The sequence below is a fragment of the Parvularcula sp. LCG005 genome, assembly GCF_032930845.1.
Lineage (GTDB): Bacteria > Pseudomonadota > Alphaproteobacteria > Caulobacterales > Parvularculaceae > Parvularcula.
In genome coordinates this window covers 2,647,502-2,665,872 of sequence record NZ_CP136758.1, presented here as the reverse complement: position 1 = coordinate 2,665,872, position 18,371 = coordinate 2,647,502, and the positions used below count along the sequence as shown (strand labels likewise).

Here is an 18,371-nt window from a genome sequence, read left to right as displayed (position 1 = left end):
ACCCTTATGCGCCGCTTTCTGCGGCAGACGGACGGGATCAGTGCCGTCGAATTTTCGATCGTGGCGCCGATCTTCATCATCTTCATGCTGTGGTTCTTTGACGTGTCCTATTCGCTCTACGTGAAGAACAGCTTCCATCACGCTGTCGGCACGGTGGCGCGCGGGGTCTATCTCGATCCGGCGACGGCTGAGGCCGAGATCAAAGAGGATATGGATGAGTGGATTGAAAAATTCGGCGAGGAGGTCATCACAACCATCACGACCGAAACAGTCGGTGAGATCGACTATCGTGTCATCGATGCAAAAATGACGTATACCTACAAGACGCCGCCATTCTCCGGCAAATCCATCACGCTTGAGGCGAAGGGGCGGGCGCCGATCCTGACCTACCAACTTTAATCATAATCCCGCCAGGCACCATCGCGGCCGCGAACCTTATGGCCGTCATCCACGGGGGCAATGTCGTTGAGGCTCGCCACCGCCTTGGACACCCCGCCCGGGATATCGATCACAAAGGTGGGCTGGCACAGCCCCGACAGCTCGTCTCGCAGACGCTGGACGAGGGCTTGGGCTTCGCGCAGCGGGACACGGAAATGCGACGTGCCCGGCGCATAGTCGAGCTGGTGCAAATAGTAGGGTTTGATGCCACTGGCGACGAGCGTGCGCATCAGATCGGCCATGGTGTCAAAATCATCGTTTACGCCGCGCAGCAGCACGCTCTGACTGACAAGGGTGATCCCTGCACGGTGCAGTCTGCGGCAGGAGGCCACGCTCTCTGCGGTCAGTTCCTTGGCGTGGTTCGTGTGAACGGCCACATAGACGGCCTTTTTGGCACTGCTGACAGCCGCCGCGTAGTCGTCGGTAATGCGACTGGGATCAGCCACCGGCATGCGCGTGTGCCACCGGATGATCTTGACATGCTCGATCGCCTCGAGCGCCTCTGTTATGGCCCGCGCCCGTGCCGGCGAGAGCATGAAAGGGTCGCCGCCCGTGAGGATGACCTCCCAGATACCTGAGTTTGAGCGGATGTAATCCAGCGCTGCAGTCAGGTCCGACGCGCTCATGGTCGTTTCCTTGCCAGGCCCCACCATTTCCCGCCGGAAACAGAACCGACAGTAGACAGGACAGACACTGACGATTTTCAGAAGCACGCGGTCCGGATAGCGGTGGATCAGGCCGGGGACCGGTTCATGGGCGTGATCTCCAATGGGGTCGGCCCTCTCTTCAGGGGTCGTGATCAGTTCGCCGGCCGAGGGTATGAATTGCCGGTGGATGGGATCGGCCCTGTCGGCGCCGTTCATCAGTTCTGTCAGGGCCGGTGTGACGCCGATGGCGTAACGGGCCGCAACCGCGCGCAGGGCGGCATCGTCTGCTTCACCCAGCAAATCGGCATCGGCAAGAGCGGTGAGTGTTTTCAGAGTGCGAGTCACTGGGCGGCACCCGGCTTTGGGAAGGGGGTCCACAGAACATCGTTGATCGACCGCGCACCTGTGGCCAGCATGACAAGGCGGTCAAAGCCAAGGGCGACGCCGCTGGCCTCCGGCATCGTCTGCAGGGCGGTCAGAAAATCGTCATCTAGGGGATATCGTTCATTATAGAGACGGTCCTTCAGGTCCATCTCGGCCTCGAACCGGCGCCGCTGTTCGGTCGCGTCGGTCAGTTCGCCAAAGCCATTGGCAAGCTCAACGCCGCAGGCATACATCTCGAACCGCTCGGCAAAGCGTGGATCGTCAGCGCGGGGTCGGGCGAGAGCCGCCTCTGCGATGGGGTAGTCACAGAGCATGGTCAGGCGACCGTCCCCAAGCTGCGGCTCGATGTGGCTGACCAGTATCTTGCTGAAAATATCAGACCACTGATCGCCACTACTGATCGAAATGCCGCTATCACGAGCCGCATGGGCGAGGCCGTCACGATCATCGAGATGGGATTCAAGGTTTATGCTGGCATATCGCCTGAAGGCATCGACCAGTGTCAGCCGTTCAAATGGCAGCCGCGGATTGCAGGAACGGCCTTTCCAGCGCAGGCTATCGCCGCCGGCCGTGTCGATGGCGGTGATACAGAGCTGCTGGCAATCAGTCATGATCTGGTCGTAGGGCGCGCCCGCGCGGTACCACTCAATCATCGTGAATTCGGGGCTGTGCAGCGGACCGATCTCGCCATTGCGGTACACGCGGGCGAAGTCGACGATCTGCGTCTCTCCTGCGGCCAGCAGTTTCTTGCAGGAGAATTCAGGGGAGGTGTGGAGGTAAAGCGGCATGGCGGTACCGTCTTCGGACCGGTAGTCGGCACGGAATGCGGCCAGGTGGGCCTCATTGCCCGGTGACACCTGCAGCGCGCCGCACTCCACTTCAACAAAGCCTTCCCCCGCAAACCAGGCCCGCAGACCCGCCTTGATGCGGTTACGCTGGAGAAGGAAGGGGCGGCGATCCTGGTGAATATCGCGTCGCCAGAAGGGCGTCGTCATACTAAAGTGTGCTTTCAGCGGGTGAACCCGATGCGCTTGCCCTTGGCGCGGGCGCGGACAATCGCTATGCGACGGGACAATTTACATCAAAGACGGCCCCTTAGCTCAGGCGTGCCGCATCGAAAAGGTTTCGCCCGTGGTTAAAGTCATCGCCAGTAACGTCCGCAAAGGTAACGTCCTCGAACAGGATGGCGGCCAGCTCTATGTCGTTCTCAAGGCCGAGACGTTCCGTCCGGGCAAAGGTACGCCGACAACGACGATCGAGATGCGCCGCATCTCCGACGGCGTGAAAACGGTCATCACCACCAAGACCGGTGAGGGGCTGGAGCGTGCATTCGTTGAGGATGTGGAGCACACGTACCTCTATGACGACGGCGACAATCACATCTTCATGCATCCTGAGACGTTCGACCAGGTGGCGGTGCCGCCGGACATGATCGGCGATCAGGTGGCTTTCCTCGAGCCTGAGATGAAGTGCTACCTGAAAATGTTCGACAATCGCCCGGTGGCGATCGAACTGCCCGCCCGCGTGACTTTCGAGATCACGGAAACTGAGCCTGTGGTGAAGGGGCAGACGGCCTCGTCGTCCTACAAGCCTGCGATGCTCTCCAACGGCGTGCGCATCATGGTCCCGCCGCATATCGATGCCGGTACCCGCGTGGTGATCAACACCGAAGACAATTCCTATGTGGAACGCGCCAAGGACTGAGGTCTTTGCGCATTGCGAGATGAGAAAAGCCGCCCCACGGGGCGGCTTTTTGTTGCGGAGACCTAATACGCACCGGAAACGACGTCATTTGATGAGCTTGGATTTTGCGCTAATCTCATCACTCGCCTGCGCCTCCTATGGTCTTAGGGCGGATTTTGAGTGTGGGTCGTGGGGAGCGTGATGCACCTCGCAGCCCACTTTCATATTCCCTTTGAAGAAGACGGCATGATCCGCTTTGACGCGGCATGCTGGATGATTGCGGCGCGCGCGTAATGTGCTTGACGGCGGCGTGCTTTTCCCATACTCCCCCGCGCTCGTGAACCTGGGCGGAAAAGACCCGGGACCATCAAAAAGGCTGCCGGCACGTGACCGGTCTAGCGAAAGGCATAAAAATGTACGCAGTCGTCAAAACAGGCGGCAAGCAATTCCGTGTTGCTGCCAATGATGTGATCAAGGTCGAAAAGCTCAGCGGTGACGCGGGCGATATCGTGACCTTGGGTGAAGTGCTGATGCTTGGTGGGGACAGCCCTGTTGTGGGTGCCCCGTTGGTTGATGGCGCTTCTGTATCGGCCGAAATTCTCGAGCAGGCGCGGGACAGCAAGATCACTGTCTTTAAGAAACGCCGCCGCCAGAACTATCGCCGGAAAAAAGGTCATCGCCAGATGATGACCGTGCTGCGGATCCAGGAAATCCTGACCGGCGGCGCGAAACCATCGGGCAAGGCAGCAGCGAAACCTGCTGCCAAAAAGGCCGCTCCTGCGGCTGACGTGAAGGATGATGTCTCCCTGATCGGTGGCGTTGGTCCCAAACTGAAAGAAAAACTCGCTGGCGTCGGCATTGAAAGCTTGAAGCCGATCGCTGAAATGTCTGACGACACCAAAGCGAAACTCGACGAAATCGGTCTCCTGAACCGCGCGACCACCGAAGAGTGGGCCGAGCAGGCGCAGGAGCTTCTGGCAGGTAAACCGCCACGGGCCAAAACGGACCAGGCAGCGGCGAAGAAGGACGACTAAACATGGCACACAAAAAAGCAGGCGGCTCTTCACGGAACGGTCGCGACTCAGCTGGTCGCCGTCTTGGCGTGAAAAAATATGGTGGCGAGCACGTCATCCCTGGCAACATCATCGTCCGTCAGCGCGGTACGAAGATCAATCCTGGCGACAATGTCGGTATGGGCAAGGACCACACGATCTTCGCAAAGGTTGAAGGCGTTGTGACGTTCCGCACCACCAAGGACGACAAGAAAATCGTGAGCGTTCAGCTGCCAGAGGCGGCTGAATAAGGGCTTTCGCAAGCACCGCTTCATGCGAAAAGGGCCCATTCGGGCCCTTTTTTGTTGGACAGAACCATGCCCCATTCGATCCGTACTGACCGACTGCTGCTGCGCCCCGCGACCTTGCGGGATGCGCCTGCGATCGCGCGCGCCTTCGGGGATCGAGAAATGGCCAAATCGACCAAGACCTGGCCCCACCCGGTAACGGTCGAGCATGCGCGTTTTCGCATTCGGCAGTGGATGGCGGCGAGCCCCAACGAGCAGTTTGGGTTCGCCCTTGTCTATCAGGGGCAGGCCATTGGCAGTCTTGGTTTCGCTCACCGCTATCATGAGGTCTGGTCCGTGGGCTACGGCATAGACCGCGCCCATTGGGGGCAGGGTCTTGTCACCGAAGCACTGAAGGCGGCCTGTCTGTTCACCTTTCGCACCAAACGCGCAAGAAAGATCGAGGCGGATGTTTTTCAGGACAATCCGGGCTCACAGGCGGTCGCGCTCAAGGCGGGGTTCCGCTGTATCGGTGATATCGGTCCGGGCTGGTCCACAGTGCTGCAGGGGGACTTTCCGCGCTTCGGCTATGAGCTGAAGCGGGAATGGCTGCGCCTCTGATGCCGCATTCGATCACCACGGCGCGGCTGTTGCTGCGGCCTGTCACCCTGCGTGACGCTCCTGGCTATTGGCGGACATTCCACCATCCGGATGTTGTGCGAATGACCGGCAGCTGGGTCTATCCGTTCTCAGTCGAAGAAGTGCGTCGCCGGTTCTCCGCCGCTGCCCGGTCGGCTGATGGCCATTGGTATATGGTGCTGGAGGGCGGCGAGGCCGCAGGCTCGGTCAAATTCTTCAACGCCACACCAGACGGGGCAGAGCTTGGCTATTCCATCTGCCCCAGCCGCACAGGCCGCGGGCTGGCGAGCGAAGCGGCCCGTGCCTTTTGCGCCATGGGCTTTCGCCAATTTCGCTACAAAACCATCCGCGCTGGCGCGTTCGCCGATAACCCGGCGTCGATCCATATACTTGAAAAGCTGGGCTTCCGACCAATCGCCGACGCTGAACCCGTCTGGAGCCGAGACCGGCGGGCATTTGCGATGCTGATGCCCTTTGCCATGACCCGAGAGGACTACCGACCATGAAATTTCTGGACCGTGCTAAAATCTACGTCCTTTCAGGCCGCGGCGGGGATGGGTGTACGTCCTTCCGGCGCGAGAAATATGTTGAATTCGGGGGGCCGAATGGTGGCGATGGCGGCAATGGCGGCAATGTCTATGCCGAAGCCGTCGAAAACCTCAATACACTGATTGATTTTCGCTATACCCAGCACTTCAAGGCCCAGAAGGGCGTGAACGGCATGGGCAGCGACATGACCGGTGCGGCGGGCGAAGACCTGGTCATCAAGGTCCCCACCGGCACACAGATCTTCGAAGAAGACGAGGAAACGCTGATTGCGGATCTCGATACCCCGGGCAAAAAGGTTCTGCTGGCCAAGGGCGGCAATGGCGGCTTCGGCAATGCGCGCTTCAAGACGTCAGTTAACCAGGCGCCGCGCCGAGCCAACAAGGGGCAACTGCCTGAAGAACGAACCATCTGGCTGCGTCTCAAGCTGATTGCGGACATTGGCCTTCTGGGCCTGCCCAATGCGGGCAAGTCCACTTTCCTCGCGGCTGTGTCGGCCGCCAAGCCGAAGATCGCCGATTATCCGTTCACGACGCTGCATCCGCAGCTGGGTGTCGTGCGCGTCGGCCCCGGGCGCAGTTTCACCCTCGCCGATATTCCCGGCATTATTGAAGGCGCCCATGAGGGAGCCGGTATTGGTGACCGGTTCTTAGGCCATGTGGAACGCTGCGCGGCGCTCCTGCATCTGGTGGACGGAACGCAGGACGATGTTGCCGAGGCCTATCGCATCATTCGCAACGAGGTATCGCAGTATGCTGAGGAGTTGGCGGACCGTACAGAAGTGCTGGCGCTGAACAAGATTGATGCCCTGACCGATGAGGTCATCCACGAGAAGCAGAAGGAGCTTGAGGACGCCTCAGGCAAGACGGTCCATCTGCTGTCAGGCGTAACGGGGCAGGGGCTTGAGCCGCTCCTGCACAAGCTGATGGATCTGACGACAGCGCGCCGCAAGGAAGAAATGACGCCGGAAGCAGATGATAGCGGCTGGGTGCCGTGAGGCGGTCGCCTTCTTGAATTGCGCCGTCGGCCCTTCCTGTTCTCGCCAGGTCAGCCTTTGACGAGACGTGCGGCAAAGAAGCCGTCCATGCCGCCCTGTTCGCTGAGGTAAGAGGGCAGGCAGCGGATATCGCCATCCTTGGTGATGACCGGCAGATCGCCCACTTCTTCGGGGGTGGCGGGCTCGCGCCGCAGGCCCTCGTGACGGGCCAGGGCGGCGTCAACCCGCTTTTCCCCCTCATCGGGGAATAGCGAACAGGTCGCAAAGATCAGTGTACCGCCGGGTTTCAGCCAGCCCAGCGCCTGGTCGATCATGCGGTCCTGGAGGGCGGCGAGGGTGCCGACTTCTTCTTCGCGTTTGGACCAGAGGAGATCCGGATTGCGGCGAACTGTGCCCGTAGCCGTACACGGTGCGTCCAGCAGAATCACATCGGCGCGCTCAGGCGGGTCCATAATCATGATATCGGCTACGACAATCTTCGCTTCGAGGCCGGTGCGTTTGAGATTTTCCTCAAGCCGTTCAGTCCTCATTGGCGAGATGTCCACGGCCATCACTTTACCGCCGGCGGCCGCAAGCTGCAGCGTCTTGCCGCCTGGCGCTGCACACAGATCGAATACGGTCTTGCCGGTGAGATCACCAGCGAGCCGCGCGGGCAATGATGCCGCGAGATCCTGAACCCACCACGTGCCTTCGTCGAACCCGGGCAGGTCCTCGATGCGCCCCGCGCCATGGCGGCGCAGGGTTCGTGGGCCCACCTTGTGCGCCTCCAGCCGTTCGGCCAGGACGTCCGGGTCAATGCCCGGCGCGATCGTCATGTCGAGCGGCGGCTCCTGGCGATAGGCAAGGGCGATGGCCCGTGCCTTTTGCGGGCCGTAGGAGCGCTCCAGACGGCGCCAGATCCAGCCGGGCATGTCCGCCCGGACATCAACTTTTTCCAGACGCTCCTTGCCGGTTTCCGACAGGCGGCGGGCGATGGCGTTGACGAGCTTTGCATAGCCGGCCGTCTCCGACCGCTCGCGCGCCAGGTCGACGGCCGTCGAGGCGGCCGCGTGGGGCGGGATATCGAGGAGGAGGACCTGCGCTGCCGTCAGGCGCAACAGGGCGCGCAGATCGTCCTGTTTGGGGCGAAGCGGCTGGTTCAGATAGGTGTCGAGAACAGCATCGAGACTGCCCTGACGGCGCAGGACCGTCGTGGCCATATTGCGGGCGAAAGCGCGGTCGGCGCCTTCCAGCTCGTTGAACGTTCGACCAAAGGTGAGAGCGTCATCGAGGCTGCGCCCGTTCCGGACCAGCCGCAGAAGATCTAGCGCCGCGCCGCGCGCCGGGACGCCCGGCCTTTTGCGCTTGGGCATCTCGCGCCGCTCGTCGCGCTGGTCCATGGGCTTGTTCTTGTCGTCGCGATCGCCGCGACGGCCGCGGTCTTCACGGTCGTTCCGGTCCTTGGGGCCCTTTGGGCGGTCGAATTGCTTCTTCTGGTCGTGTGGCGGGACAGACACTTTCAGGGCTCCAACTCTCGGATCAGTGGCACGCGGCCTACCGCAACAGTAACTTTTAGGTTAAGACAGATTGACGACATCGCTTCGGTGCGGTGGGATGCTGCTACCAACAAAGTGGGGACACGATGATCAAGACCATTCGCACATCGGTTGCAACGCTCGCCGCCGGGCTTGCTGCTCTAGGCGTCGCATCGGCGCAAAGCAATGCTTTGAGCAGTGGTTCTGCGCCAATCAGCCATCCGGAACAGATGCTGCCCAGCCTGCATGCTGAAGCCATCATTCCTCTGCTGGATGAAATGGGGATTCAGTATCAGGGCGCGACCCTGCCGGACGGGCAGAAGGTGCTGCTGGCCAAGGCGAAGAACGGCATCAAGTTCCAGCTGACACCGACCGCCTGCGACAAGGGGATGACCCGGTGCCGCGGTCTGAGCATGATGGCGCTGTTCCAGACGAATGCGCCCGCCACGACCGTGTCGGCCTTCAACTACCGCTATGCGTTTGTCTCGACAGGCATCGCTGATGGCGATGTGGCCTACATCATGCGCTATTCGGTTGCCGATTATGGCATTCCGCGGGGCAATCTGGCGGTGACGCTGATCAACTACCTCCACATGGCCTCGGTCTTTGATCGTCACCTCTACGAATCCACCAATGTGGTCCGTCAGGATGTGCGCGACACCGATCTTGCGGCCAATGGCCTGAACATGCAGTCAATCCTTGCCGACAGCTCGCTGGCCACCATGGTCGGGCTGAATGCGAATTCCCACCAGGTCAGCTTTGAGAAAATGACTGACATGGTCGGCACGTTCGTGAAGGCGGATGGCATGGCGCCCGGGCGCCTGATCAATCACGTGGATGGTGAGCGCTGAACGCTCGCACCTCCCCCTTCAGACAGAACGGAAAAACCGGCCCCCGGGGGCCGGTTTTTTCATGCCTGTCCGCTTGCGCTGGGTGCCAGCTTTTGCCGAATTCGGTGTGACTTCAGGCTTGGCATCTCCGTCCAAGACGTGCATAGGAGGTCGCCTCAGCACCCGTAGCTCAGCTGGATAGAGCGCTGCCCTCCGAAGGCAGAGGTCAGAGGTTCGAATCCTCTCGGGTGCGCCATTTTCTCAAAAAGCATGTTTTCACCTTTCGGATTCGAGTTAAGCCCTTGAACTATTTGGAAAGGAACGGCTGGGCAGGCCGTTCGAAAACCTTCGTTTCTTTTGTACGGAATTCGGTCCTGAAACCCCAATCTGAGCACCAGTCTGCGCTGTTCCAGATTGCCTGAACGCCAGAGTTTCTGCGGGCTTCCGAGGAACAACATAGCCGTTCGAAAACATTCGCCAAAGGGTCTGGCCGGCTTGCCGCTGTCGCGCAGTTTTTCGTTCAGAATGAGCTTTTCCTCTTCAAGCTGATGAATGCGTTTCTCATAGGCATTGACCACGGAGGGCGTGGACGCGCTCACGATCCGGTCCAGGAAACCGGCAATCTGGGCATCGACGCGCGCGATGCTCTGCTTGAAACTAGTCGCTGCAAACTTCGCCTGGCTGATCCGGTGGTCCCAGATGTCCTTGAAGAGGTGCCCGCATAGGTCGACGAGATCGCGGCTGGGCTGCATGTCACCGAGCAGTTCGTCGAACTCGGTTTCCATGTCATCGCGGCGAATAGATTTGCGGTAGCTGGGGCAACCTTTGCCGAAGCACATATAATAAGGATGCTTCACGCCCTTATATCCTGTCGACCAGCATGAGGTCATCGGCTTGCCGCAATCCCCGCACGTCACAAACCCGCGCAAGGGGAAGTCATCGCGCAGGTCCTTACGGTACGGCGCTTTCTTGCCGTCGATCAGTCGTTGCTGAATGCGCTTGAAGGTCTGGTAGTCGATCAGGCCTTCGTGGCGGCCTTCCCGAAGCCCAACATTCCAACTGGGGACCTCGACATAGCCTGCGTAAAGCGAGCGCGTGAGGATGTTGGTGACACGCTGGACGCAGACCTCGCCGGTCGGGCGGTCTTTGGGAAAGCATGGCTGTTCTTCCAAAAAGCGTTTCACTTCCGTCTGGGTTTCAAAGCGGCCAGAGGCAAAGCCTTCGAGAGCTTCCTGGACGACTGAGGCGAGCGGTTCATTGCGGACCAGGACTTTGCCCTCACCGGAGCGCCGCTCAAACTTGTAGCCATACGGAGGATGAAACACCCAATAACCATTCATGGCGCGGGCGCGCATCCGATTCTTGGTCTGCTCGGCGTTCTTTTGGCGCTGATGCTGTGACACGCTTGCCAGCAGGTTCTCGACCAGCTGGGAGTCACTGTCCTCGCCGAACTCGATGGACGGGCTTTGCAGCACCCCGCCCGCTGTCTGGATGGCGGCGCGGAGCTGCAGATGGGCCTCAAGCCCGCGCGCAAGGCGCGAGATGTCATCCACGATGACAGCATGTTGGAGATTTCTGTGAGAGCGCAGGAAGCCGAGCATGGCAACCATACCGGGGCGTGAGGTCTGGCCACCGGATACATCGTCGGTAAAGACCTTAACCACGTCGAGGCCGCGATACCGGGCATATTCCCGGCAGCGCGTCTCTTGCGACTTGAGGCCGGAGCCCTGCGTCGTCTGTTTGACGTTGGACACACGCGCATAGATGACGGCCTTGGTCAGCTTGGTCGCAAGTTCTTGTTTCTCCATCATATGCGTCGGTCTCCTTGTCATTGGTCGGGGCGAAATTGGCATTCCGCCTTCAGTCATGTTGATTTTGGTGATTGTCTATAGTTTACATCATCAGCACCCGGATGTGTTTGTTTTGTTGCCGCTTGTTCAGAGAAATGTTGCACAAGGCGGCTGGCATCAGGCCGAAAGCCCAGATCGACAAAGCCGACCATGAGATTCCAGATGATTGTCAGAAACTCATGTTTCTCATCCTCGCTGATGTCCCAGTCTTCCAGGTGATGCAGGTAGCGCTGCGCATCCATGCTCAGTGCACCGGGGCCGGTTTCGGAAGAGTCTGGGCTGTGAGAGTCAGGTGGTCCAGTCATAGTTTGAAGATCCTCCTGGCTCAGCGGCTCGGGCCGTCGTCGAGATTGTCACCAGCCTGTGCGCCCCTGGCTTCCTTCATCAGCTTGCGGCTGCGGGCATAGGCCCCGCGCGCCAGCTCGGCTGCCCGCAGCAGGTCCGTGCCGACCAGGCTGTTCGTCTCCTTGGGATTGCCAGCGGCATCACGATAGGTACGCGTGATAGTGGTGGCGAAGTACGGGCCGTTGTCCCCTTCATTGCGCCAGATAGTGGCCTTGATTGCGCCGTCCTGGATGGTGGCTTCAGGCAATTGTTTCTTGCTCATGGTCTTTCTTCTTTCGTTTTGGAGTTGAAAAACACGCAGAACCGTCCGGGCACTGTCGAAATGTCCGGCTGTAAATTGCATATGTTCTGTGTTTGTTCTACGGTACCATATTTACCGGACCGATTGGAAGAAATTATTTCCTGTACGGAGGATAAGTCGGCTCCTCCGGCTTCCAGAGCCAGGGGTGGCGGGTATGCGAACAGGAACACGGCGCGCCGTACCCGCCCTCGCAATCCGGGCAGAAGGGATTTGAGCTGATGACATTTGATGACATGGCGGGAGCCTCTCCTTTTAAGCTAAGAGCCAGGTGCGACGCTAAACGGAGAGAGAGCGATGTTCACGGCAATGAATGTCATCAGCAAGGACAGAAGCCAAGCAAGGGCTGTGAGCGAAAGCGTGGTGGCTGGACCGGAAGAGAGCTACTCGGCCTTCTATAAGCGCCAGCTCTATCTCGCCGTGCTGGATGATTTTGCTGCCTTTTCCGGAGGCGTCCACAAATACGCTGATGACATCATCCGGCAGCTGATCCGTGCTGAAAGCCACGGTCGTGTTACCGGGCTGGAGCGGTCATGGTTTGAGTCCCCTGACGATGCCTCGCACCCGTTCCATGGACGCAATTTGCGCAACTTCCTCGCGGGCAAGGACTCATCTTATGCGATCTGGGCGGTTCTCGATCTCTACGTGAAGACAAAGCATCCCATCATTGCCAGAGGTTTTCGCCTCGACGGTTATCTGGAGAGGCTGGGACATACGCTCTCTGAATTCATGGGCAGCCATGCAATCGACCGGGCTGCAGCCATCCCGGACGCGCTCTACCGCTTCGATGGATTGCCGGACTTCCCGGACGGTTTCTTGGCTTTCCTCTCCGTGCAGCCTTTGCCGCAAAGACGCTTTGGTATCTGCCACATGATCATCTGGGCGCGTGAAGCCAACCTTGGCGGCGACCTCACCGATAGGCGCTGCGCCGTGCGTCCCGGCGTAGTCATTCCGGGTAAATCATCTTTGGCTTTTTGCGCCCTTGATCCCCGCACGGACAATCCCGTTTTAGGGACGCTTCGATTGAGCGGGGATGCACCAGATGCTTCCATTGTTGTGGAAGGCTCCATTTACGCCGCCACGTTGCTGGAAATATCAAATAAAGACGAGATATCCACGCTTAGGCAGGCAACGGCGTTTTGCGCGGGAGATGCGCCATGAACAAACTCTTCGATGCCGCTCGGAATGGCGATCTGGAAGCCATTCGGAAGATCCACGCCAAAAATCCGAAAGCCATTAATGCGCAGTCAAAAAAGTGCGGCTCAACCGCCCTGCATGAGGCAGCGCGCTACGGCAATGCGCTGACAGCCTATGTGCTTCTGAGCGAGGCTGGGGCAAATCCCCACTTGCGCGACCACCACAACCACCGGCCACTCGATATTGCTCAGTGGTCAGATGCAGCCACGCAGCGGGTGCTCAGGGAAGCGACACATGCACGTCTCTATGCAGAAGCGTCAGTGAAGAGCGCTCCAGTATTTAAACCTGAGATCTTTTCAACCAAGGAAATAAGGCACTTAGCCAAATTCTACAAAAACCGAGATGCCTTTAAAAATATAGAATAGGTCAGGCGTGCTTATTTGCATTTGGATATAATACTTTACTTTCTTGCAACATTTCTTTACGAACATTATGAATGGGCATAAGGAATTTTTTCTCAAAAGAGAACGAGGCTCGAGAGCCAGTAATAGCTTTGTTTGCTTTAGCTTCGATATTTTATTCGGCAGTTGGTCTTGCGTACTTTGTAAAAACTGAACTTATGCTGCCGAATTCTGAGGCAGAAATCAGTGAAGACGGCTCTGAGAGCTGTGAGCGAATAGATCAAGCTTCGTCCGTCGATCATTCATCTTCACCTAAGCCATAGCAAACCGATTGGTTTAACTCTGTCCAAATTTTCTAAGTCTCAACAAATCTTCTCGGCCTTCCGCCCACGCGTCCCCGCGCTCTGGCGGCGGCCAGACCGGCCAGCGTTCTCTCCCTGATAATTTCCCGCTCAAACTCTGTCAGCGCTGACATGATGTGAAAAATCAACTTGCCCTGACTGGTGGTGAGATCGATTGGGTCCTGCAGTGCGCGAAACCCCACCTCGCGGGCTTCCAGATCGGTGACGATATCAGTCAGATGCCGCAGGGACCGCGCCAGCCGGTCCAGCTTCCAGACAACCAGCACATCGCCTGTACCAAGAGCCGCCAAAGCGCGCATGAGCTCAGGCCGTTTCTTGTCAGCCCCCGAACCCGTTTCCCGGAAAATGCGGGTGCAGCCCGCCGCCTTCAGCGCATCGATCTGAAGGTCAAGTGACTGGTCTGCGGTCGACTTGCGGGCATAGCCGACAAACATGGCGATCCTCCTGGTTGTCCGTTGAGCGGGGCTAAAGGCCGGAACGCCATTGCGGGAAAACGATCGTTTTCGTGATGGCCGTTTTCGCTGAGGCGTCTGGTCTCTCAAAGCCTTGAAACAACTTAATTCACGCCCGCTTTAAGTCAATCGAAATGATGATCCATTAAAACGATCGTTTTAGATTCGACAATATTTCGTGATTATTGTATAGTGCCGAGCATAATTGAGGTGTCCCATTATATGAGGGACGAGAGTATTATGCGTCATTCTGCTACTTCCCGCGCTGCCAAGAGCGCCGCTGTTGCCCTGTTCGCCGGATTGAGCGGCATGGGCACGCAGGCCAATGCTCAGGACAAACTGGCCGGTGATGCCGGCGCTGTCATGGCAGAGCTGACCGGCAATCGCGGACAGATCGTCCTCATGGCCGCTGACCGCGTTACACCCAAAGGCCGCCTCGCAACCTATTTCACCTGCAGCGCAGATGGCTCTGAGGGATATGTCGTGGAGACCAACGCCTCCTTGCGCCACCAGCCTACAAAGGCGGCTGTGCGCGACGTGGTCACCGACTGCAGCTTTCATGATGTGGAGTTTGAAGATGTCGATCCGCCGCGTCTCAGCTTCAACAAGGATGCAGCCTACAAAGACTGTGAACGCCTGATGGCAACCAAGCCGGATTTTAATGGTTGTGGATACGTCGACGACCAAATGATGCTGGCCAGACAAGATGGGTTCCGTATCGCCTATATGGGGCGCACGGAACAGAAAGAGGGCGGCAAGCTGTTGCTCTTTACCGTTCGCCCGGAGGATGGAGAAGCCGAGATGGAATACGTCACTCGCTCAGGCGCAACCTTTGATTTCGACTTTGCCGGATATGACCGCTTTGCCTATAATCCGGCCATTCAGGACAAGCTGGACGCGCGCCGCCGTCAGGCCTCACTTCAACTCGATTAGGCCGGTCCACCGAAGAACGCTGGCGTAGACGTGGCCAGCTCTTCGACCGGCTCATCCAGCTCCACAGCGGTCTCCACTGTCCCGTCGCGGCTCGGATCATCCTGATATTCTCTGCCTAATCCACGATTTCGATCGCTGTTTCGCTCAACCTCTTTCTGAGCAGCCTCGATCACATCAGGATTTTCCATCGCGATCTCTTCAAGGCGCGCCATGTCGGCCGCATCAGGTTCCTGTCCCTGATCACGCGCGCCTCTGACCCTCGCCATGATCTCGAAGGTTTCGATAAGGACGACTTCCGCGCGGTCGCGGTCCATGCCGGGGTTTCCGGCAACGACGTTATCCAGAAACGCCTTGCGCTTGGCGGGATCACTCAGAAACTCTTCGCCGACCTCGGCCCAGGCATCGACATCAAACTCGAACCCGCCGACATTCAGTATGCGGTCCAGCGTTTTCTTGGCCTCATCGGCCATCATATCGAGGCTTATCTCTTCGGCATCCTTCTTCTTCTCGCGATCTCTTTCAAAGAAGACGTCGCTGCCGCCCTGCGGGGCGATATAGCCCTTGGCTTCCAGCTCATCCTCGCGGTGCTCCTGCATCACGTTGGAGGCGGTAATCTCCTGATTGGCATAGACGTTATGCCCCGGCGATGTTTCTTCAGAGGTGACATCAGCCGATAGAGCCGAGCCCTCAAGCTTTGCTGACCTGTCGAGCAGCTTTCCGTTCTGGCCGCTGCACTCATTAAATGTCTCTACAAGGAAGCTCATGCCATGCACTCCTGCGCCATGGCTTCAGCTTCAGCCAAGCGGCGGTGAAGGATTTCAAGGCTGAGACGAATGTGCTCCCTCATCACGCGTTGCGCTGCAGCGCCGTGCGCGCCCGCGTCCCGAAAAGGCTCCAGATAATAGGATTGTAGATCGGGACAGCCCAGAATGAGGTTGTCGAAGATATGCCAGTGATGCTGGCTGAGACGCAGACGCACGAGGCTTTTGGTTTTTGGGCACAGCACGGCTCGCTCGCTGATCCGCAAATCTTCAGATGTGCCTGGCTTGCTTTCCAACAAGTCGACCATGCCCCGCATAATATCAATACGCTGAGGCAATGGCAGTTTGCCCAGGAATTCCGTGTCGCGCTGTGTCTCCGTTGTCATTTCACAACAGTATACACGCCGAAGCTTAAAGAATTATGAAAAGTACTGTGTGCGGACCATATGCACGCCTAAGCTGCTTGGGCGGGCAATGAGCTAAGCCTTTCAAATCTAAGCCAGGGTGGCGCTACCAGCCGATGGCGCGGCCACTCCTGACCATCACTTGAACCATGCCTGACCGAGGGCTGACCTTGCAACCCCGGCCCGCGCCAGCCTTTGCCTCTGGCAGGGAGGGCCTAGGCAAAGGCCCGTGTAGGGGTTTCCCGGCTGCGCCGGTGCAATCACGCCCATACCGGCCAGGCCTTTTCGGTTCAATGGTCGGAATGGACCGGCCACGAACTGAAAGGCATCACCATGCAAAACGAAGAAAGCCGCGCTTCAACCCACGCCCAGAAAGCTCAGGCGATTGCAACACTCAATGACCGGTTCCGGTCCCGGCTTCATATTCCCGTCTTCGGCAGACCCGATGTTCTGGGAACGTTTCTTCTGACCTCCGGTATCACACAACTCTCACCACTGGCTCAAGTCGAGATACTGGCCATGGTACGCGGCTTTGACAGCTTTACGGAAGACAATGACCTCTATGGCGAGCACGATTTTGGCTCTCTGGATCATGCGGAAGCAGGAAAGGTGTTCTGGAAGATCGACTACTATGCGGATGACAGCTGCATGTATGGCAGCGAGCATCCGGAAGACCCGAGCAGCTCCTACCGTGTCCTGACCGTCATGCTGGCAAGTGAGTATTGAAAGTACTTTTGGTTCGAGTTCAATCGATCGAAATACTTAAGCGGCGATGATCGGAAATCCTGCCCTAGAGACAATTATCCGCAAATCTTAAATGGGCCTAGGGCCGAACTTTCTGACGAACTCTGCGATCGGATCACATCCATACATCTCGTCTCTCAGTAGGCCGATAATATCCCGAAAATCTTGTTCCGTCGCCAAGTCAATGGCATATCGCTCATTATTGTCTAATATCCAAGGATCTGCATTACCGATCTCAAACAATGATTTTACAAAATCAATATGGCCATATGCACAAGCAATATGAAGCGGCGTATAGCCGGAGTGTTCGTGCTTTACGTTTACGCAATACCCAGAATCAATATAACCGTGCAAAAAACTGACATTTCCGGTTTTTGCGGCTGCAAAAATGAGATCAGCATAAAGGTTGTCTTGCAGGCTGTCTTCTTTGTCCGTCATTTCCAAATATTTAATCATATTCTATCGCCCCCAGTCAAATATTGGGTAAGCGCAATCGAAACTGGCGCTAAAGTAATCATCAATCAAAAAGAAAGAATGGCAGAAATCAGAAAGATTTTCTTCAAATTTTTGTGTGCCAAAATCGAACACAATGGGCGTCATATTGCGAATATATACTTCGCCATCTCGGGCGCACAATTGAGCCGACCTCTGTAAGCCGCCATTCTCAGAGATATCCGCTCGAGGTACCGTCTTCTTACAGTGCAGGTTCAAAAACGCTTGATCATTTCGACCATCAATGTGCTCAGAGCACAACAATCCATACCCTTCTGTAAAAAGTATGTCGTCAGAACGTTTGAATTGGTGCAAAATCTCGTCGTAGTCAGAGCGATTACCGAATAGCTTTATGACTGGGTGGTCCTCAAGTCGATATGCATTCAAATTCGTGAAATGCGCTAGCTTGATATCGAAAACTCCGTCTACGCATGTTCCAAACCTCAGCAAGTGCAATATTTGATCGCCAGCCCGATGCGAGCAAAAAATTTTACCTTCTAAGCTCACCACCTCTTTTTTCGCTTTTACCAAAAATTGTGCCGAACCATGCAGTTGCGCAAGAAACGATTTTTGGTGCTCAATAAAGCATTCCTTAATTCGCTTCCGGATTCCCGCTAATTCGCCTCTAGCGTTCAGTGTAGATATGAATCTCGCTATGTAGTAAAATTTCTGGTCACCGACTGGGTTTCCTCCGTTGTCCAGCCATTTTCTCAAATCATCGGGAGTCAGCAGCGTTTGCTCACTGGAGCCCGCTTCGCATTCCTCGGGCGCCATGATCATTTTAACTACTGCCGTCCAAGATACCCGATCGCGCGAAATTGGAGGGCACAGTTTATCTCTCAATTCCTCTCGGTATTCGAGCAAAAGCTCTCCAGCCAACACTTTGTAAGTTTGGCTGAAAGTTGGAATTCTACGCGAACTCACTTCAGACATCCTGTCCGCAGATATACGGCCCTCTCTCGGAAATTTTTTCCGTGAACGGGGCATGTCGGTCCGCAATGATGGGACAGCCAGCCTATTAGTCGGAACACATTCCCTTGGATTTTTTGAACCGATGCGCCGATCATTTTTCTAAGTATTTCCGATGTGCCTTCATCGAAACGACAGAAAATGTGTTCGGCCAATTCTGCAAGGATTTGCGGATGTCAGTGTTGATCAAGTGAAAACGTTTTGAAGCTCACGGGATACGCTGTTGAAGAAATTGTATTGGTTAAAAAAGCACTAACTGCAAATAT

The 18,371-nt window shown here is 57.2% G+C and carries 23 protein-coding genes, 1 tRNA gene and 2 pseudogenes; 14 read left to right on the top strand and 12 right to left on the bottom strand.

Going from position 1 to position 18,371, the window contains the following annotated elements; all coding sequences use genetic code 11:
• Positions 1-6: 6 nt before the first annotated feature.
• Positions 7-399: a TadE/TadG family type IV pilus assembly protein gene (locus tag RUI03_RS12735; protein WP_317287847.1), complete on the top strand. Its 393-nt coding sequence runs from the start codon at positions 7-9 to the stop codon at positions 397-399.
• Here the strand turns inward: RUI03_RS12735 and RUI03_RS12730 are convergent.
• The gene (locus RUI03_RS12730) at positions 396-1,430 is read right to left on the bottom strand and encodes a lysine-2,3-aminomutase-like protein (protein ID WP_317287846.1); all 1,035 of its coding nucleotides are present in this window, start codon (positions 1,428-1,430) and stop codon (positions 396-398) included. The genes RUI03_RS12735 and RUI03_RS12730 overlap by 4 nt on opposite strands.
• On the bottom strand, positions 1,427-2,464 hold the full coding sequence (epmA, locus tag RUI03_RS12725) for an EF-P lysine aminoacylase EpmA (protein ID WP_317287845.1): 1,038 nt from the start codon (positions 2,462-2,464) through the stop codon (positions 1,427-1,429). Before epmA ends, RUI03_RS12730 begins: the two co-directional genes overlap by 4 nt.
• Before the next feature lie 136 nt (positions 2,465-2,600).
• Here epmA and efp point away from each other — a divergent pair, with 136 nt between their 5' ends.
• The 6 genes from efp (at position 2,601) to obgE (ending at position 6,613) form a co-directional block, all read left to right on the top strand.
• Complete coding sequence (efp, locus tag RUI03_RS12720; RefSeq protein WP_317287844.1) at positions 2,601-3,173, top strand: elongation factor P; 573 nt, start codon at positions 2,601-2,603, stop codon at positions 3,171-3,173.
• A gap of 392 nt (positions 3,174-3,565) precedes the next feature.
• Positions 3,566-4,186, top strand: coding sequence for a 50S ribosomal protein L21 (rplU, locus tag RUI03_RS12715; protein ID WP_317287843.1), 621 nt, complete (start codon positions 3,566-3,568; stop codon positions 4,184-4,186).
• Positions 4,187-4,188: 2 nt separating this feature from the next.
• On the top strand, positions 4,189-4,455 hold the full coding sequence (rpmA, locus tag RUI03_RS12710; protein ID WP_317287842.1) for a 50S ribosomal protein L27: 267 nt from the start codon (positions 4,189-4,191) through the stop codon (positions 4,453-4,455).
• A 66-nt stretch (positions 4,456-4,521) separates the two neighbouring features.
• On the top strand, positions 4,522-5,052 hold the full coding sequence (locus RUI03_RS12705) for a GNAT family N-acetyltransferase (protein WP_317287841.1): 531 nt from the start codon (positions 4,522-4,524) through the stop codon (positions 5,050-5,052).
• The gene (locus RUI03_RS12700; protein WP_317287840.1) at positions 5,037-5,576 is read left to right on the top strand and encodes a GNAT family N-acetyltransferase; all 540 of its coding nucleotides are present in this window, start codon (positions 5,037-5,039) and stop codon (positions 5,574-5,576) included. The genes RUI03_RS12705 and RUI03_RS12700 overlap by 16 nt, the downstream gene beginning before the upstream one ends.
• Entirely contained in the window at positions 5,573-6,613 is a 1,041-nt protein-coding gene (obgE, locus tag RUI03_RS12695; RefSeq protein WP_317287839.1) for a GTPase ObgE, read from the top strand. The genes RUI03_RS12700 and obgE overlap by 4 nt, the downstream gene beginning before the upstream one ends.
• Positions 6,614-6,663: 50 nt before the next feature.
• On the opposite strand, the gene RUI03_RS12690 is transcribed toward obgE, so the two are convergent.
• The gene (locus RUI03_RS12690) at positions 6,664-8,109 is read right to left on the bottom strand and encodes an RsmB/NOP family class I SAM-dependent RNA methyltransferase (RefSeq protein WP_317287838.1); all 1,446 of its coding nucleotides are present in this window, start codon (positions 8,107-8,109) and stop codon (positions 6,664-6,666) included.
• A 125-nt stretch (positions 8,110-8,234) separates the two neighbouring features.
• On the opposite strand from RUI03_RS12690, the gene RUI03_RS12685 reads away from it, so the two are divergent.
• Positions 8,235-8,978 (top strand): YbjN domain-containing protein, encoded by a 744-nt coding sequence (locus tag RUI03_RS12685; protein WP_317287837.1) that lies wholly within the window; start codon positions 8,235-8,237, stop codon positions 8,976-8,978.
• A gap of 158 nt (positions 8,979-9,136) precedes the next feature.
• Positions 9,137-9,213: transfer RNA gene (locus RUI03_RS12680), tRNA-Arg, on the top strand.
• Between the two features lie 526 nt (positions 9,214-9,739).
• Here the strand turns inward: RUI03_RS12680 and RUI03_RS12675 are convergent.
• Positions 9,740-9,886, bottom strand: a pseudogene (locus RUI03_RS12675) (zinc ribbon domain-containing protein); the annotation flags it as partial.
• 57 nt (positions 9,887-9,943) lie between these two features.
• On the opposite strand from RUI03_RS12675, the gene RUI03_RS12670 reads away from it, so the two are divergent.
• Positions 9,944-10,201: a hypothetical protein gene (locus RUI03_RS12670; protein ID WP_317287836.1), complete on the top strand. Its 258-nt coding sequence runs from the start codon at positions 9,944-9,946 to the stop codon at positions 10,199-10,201.
• A 144-nt stretch (positions 10,202-10,345) separates the two neighbouring features.
• Here RUI03_RS12670 and RUI03_RS12665 read toward each other — a convergent pair.
• The 3 genes and pseudogenes from RUI03_RS12665 to RUI03_RS12655 all read right to left on the bottom strand — a co-directional run.
• Positions 10,346-10,765: pseudogene (locus tag RUI03_RS12665) on the bottom strand (recombinase family protein); the annotation flags it as partial.
• 56 nt (positions 10,766-10,821) lie between these two features.
• Positions 10,822-11,112, bottom strand: coding sequence for a hypothetical protein (locus RUI03_RS12660; protein WP_317287835.1), 291 nt, complete (start codon positions 11,110-11,112; stop codon positions 10,822-10,824).
• Between the two features lie 20 nt (positions 11,113-11,132).
• Positions 11,133-11,414 (bottom strand): hypothetical protein, encoded by a 282-nt coding sequence (locus RUI03_RS12655; RefSeq protein WP_317287407.1) that lies wholly within the window; start codon positions 11,412-11,414, stop codon positions 11,133-11,135.
• A gap of 333 nt (positions 11,415-11,747) precedes the next feature.
• Here RUI03_RS12655 and RUI03_RS12650 point away from each other — a divergent pair, with 333 nt between their 5' ends.
• Both RUI03_RS12650 and RUI03_RS12645 read left to right on the top strand, forming a co-directional pair.
• Positions 11,748-12,611: a hypothetical protein gene (locus RUI03_RS12650; protein WP_317287834.1), complete on the top strand. Its 864-nt coding sequence runs from the start codon at positions 11,748-11,750 to the stop codon at positions 12,609-12,611.
• Positions 12,608-13,012, top strand: a complete 405-nt coding sequence (locus RUI03_RS12645; protein WP_317287833.1) for an ankyrin repeat domain-containing protein — start codon at positions 12,608-12,610, stop codon at positions 13,010-13,012. The genes RUI03_RS12650 and RUI03_RS12645 overlap by 4 nt, the downstream gene beginning before the upstream one ends.
• Before the next feature lie 331 nt (positions 13,013-13,343).
• Here RUI03_RS12645 and RUI03_RS12640 read toward each other — a convergent pair whose 3' ends face one another.
• Positions 13,344-13,784, bottom strand: coding sequence for a recombinase family protein (locus RUI03_RS12640; protein WP_317287832.1), 441 nt, complete (start codon positions 13,782-13,784; stop codon positions 13,344-13,346).
• 258 nt (positions 13,785-14,042) lie between these two features.
• On the opposite strand from RUI03_RS12640, the gene RUI03_RS12635 reads away from it, so the two are divergent.
• A complete protein-coding gene (locus RUI03_RS12635; RefSeq protein ID WP_317287831.1) occupies positions 14,043-14,735 on the top strand; it encodes a hypothetical protein in 693 nt (230 codons plus the stop codon).
• On the opposite strand, the gene RUI03_RS12630 is transcribed toward RUI03_RS12635, so the two are convergent.
• On the bottom strand, positions 14,732-15,499 hold the full coding sequence (locus tag RUI03_RS12630) for a hypothetical protein (protein WP_317287830.1): 768 nt from the start codon (positions 15,497-15,499) through the stop codon (positions 14,732-14,734). The two genes, RUI03_RS12635 and RUI03_RS12630, sit on opposite strands and share 4 nt — an antisense overlap.
• Positions 15,496-15,882 carry a hypothetical protein gene (locus RUI03_RS12625; protein WP_317287829.1) on the bottom strand — a complete coding sequence of 129 codons (387 nt, stop codon included), beginning with the start codon at positions 15,880-15,882 and terminating at the stop codon, positions 15,496-15,498. Before RUI03_RS12625 ends, RUI03_RS12630 begins: the two co-directional genes overlap by 4 nt.
• Positions 15,883-16,233: 351 nt before the next feature.
• Here RUI03_RS12625 and RUI03_RS12620 point away from each other — a divergent pair, with 351 nt between their 5' ends.
• Entirely contained in the window at positions 16,234-16,626 is a 393-nt protein-coding gene (locus RUI03_RS12620) for a DUF3768 domain-containing protein (protein ID WP_317287828.1), read from the top strand.
• Between the two features lie 87 nt (positions 16,627-16,713).
• On the opposite strand, the gene RUI03_RS12615 is transcribed toward RUI03_RS12620, so the two are convergent.
• The gene (locus tag RUI03_RS12615) at positions 16,714-17,100 is read right to left on the bottom strand and encodes an ankyrin repeat domain-containing protein (RefSeq protein ID WP_317287827.1); all 387 of its coding nucleotides are present in this window, start codon (positions 17,098-17,100) and stop codon (positions 16,714-16,716) included.
• A 3-nt stretch (positions 17,101-17,103) separates the two neighbouring features.
• Complete coding sequence (locus RUI03_RS12610; RefSeq protein ID WP_317287826.1) at positions 17,104-18,069, bottom strand: hypothetical protein; 966 nt, start codon at positions 18,067-18,069, stop codon at positions 17,104-17,106.
• Between the last annotated feature and the right edge of the window lie 302 nt (positions 18,070-18,371).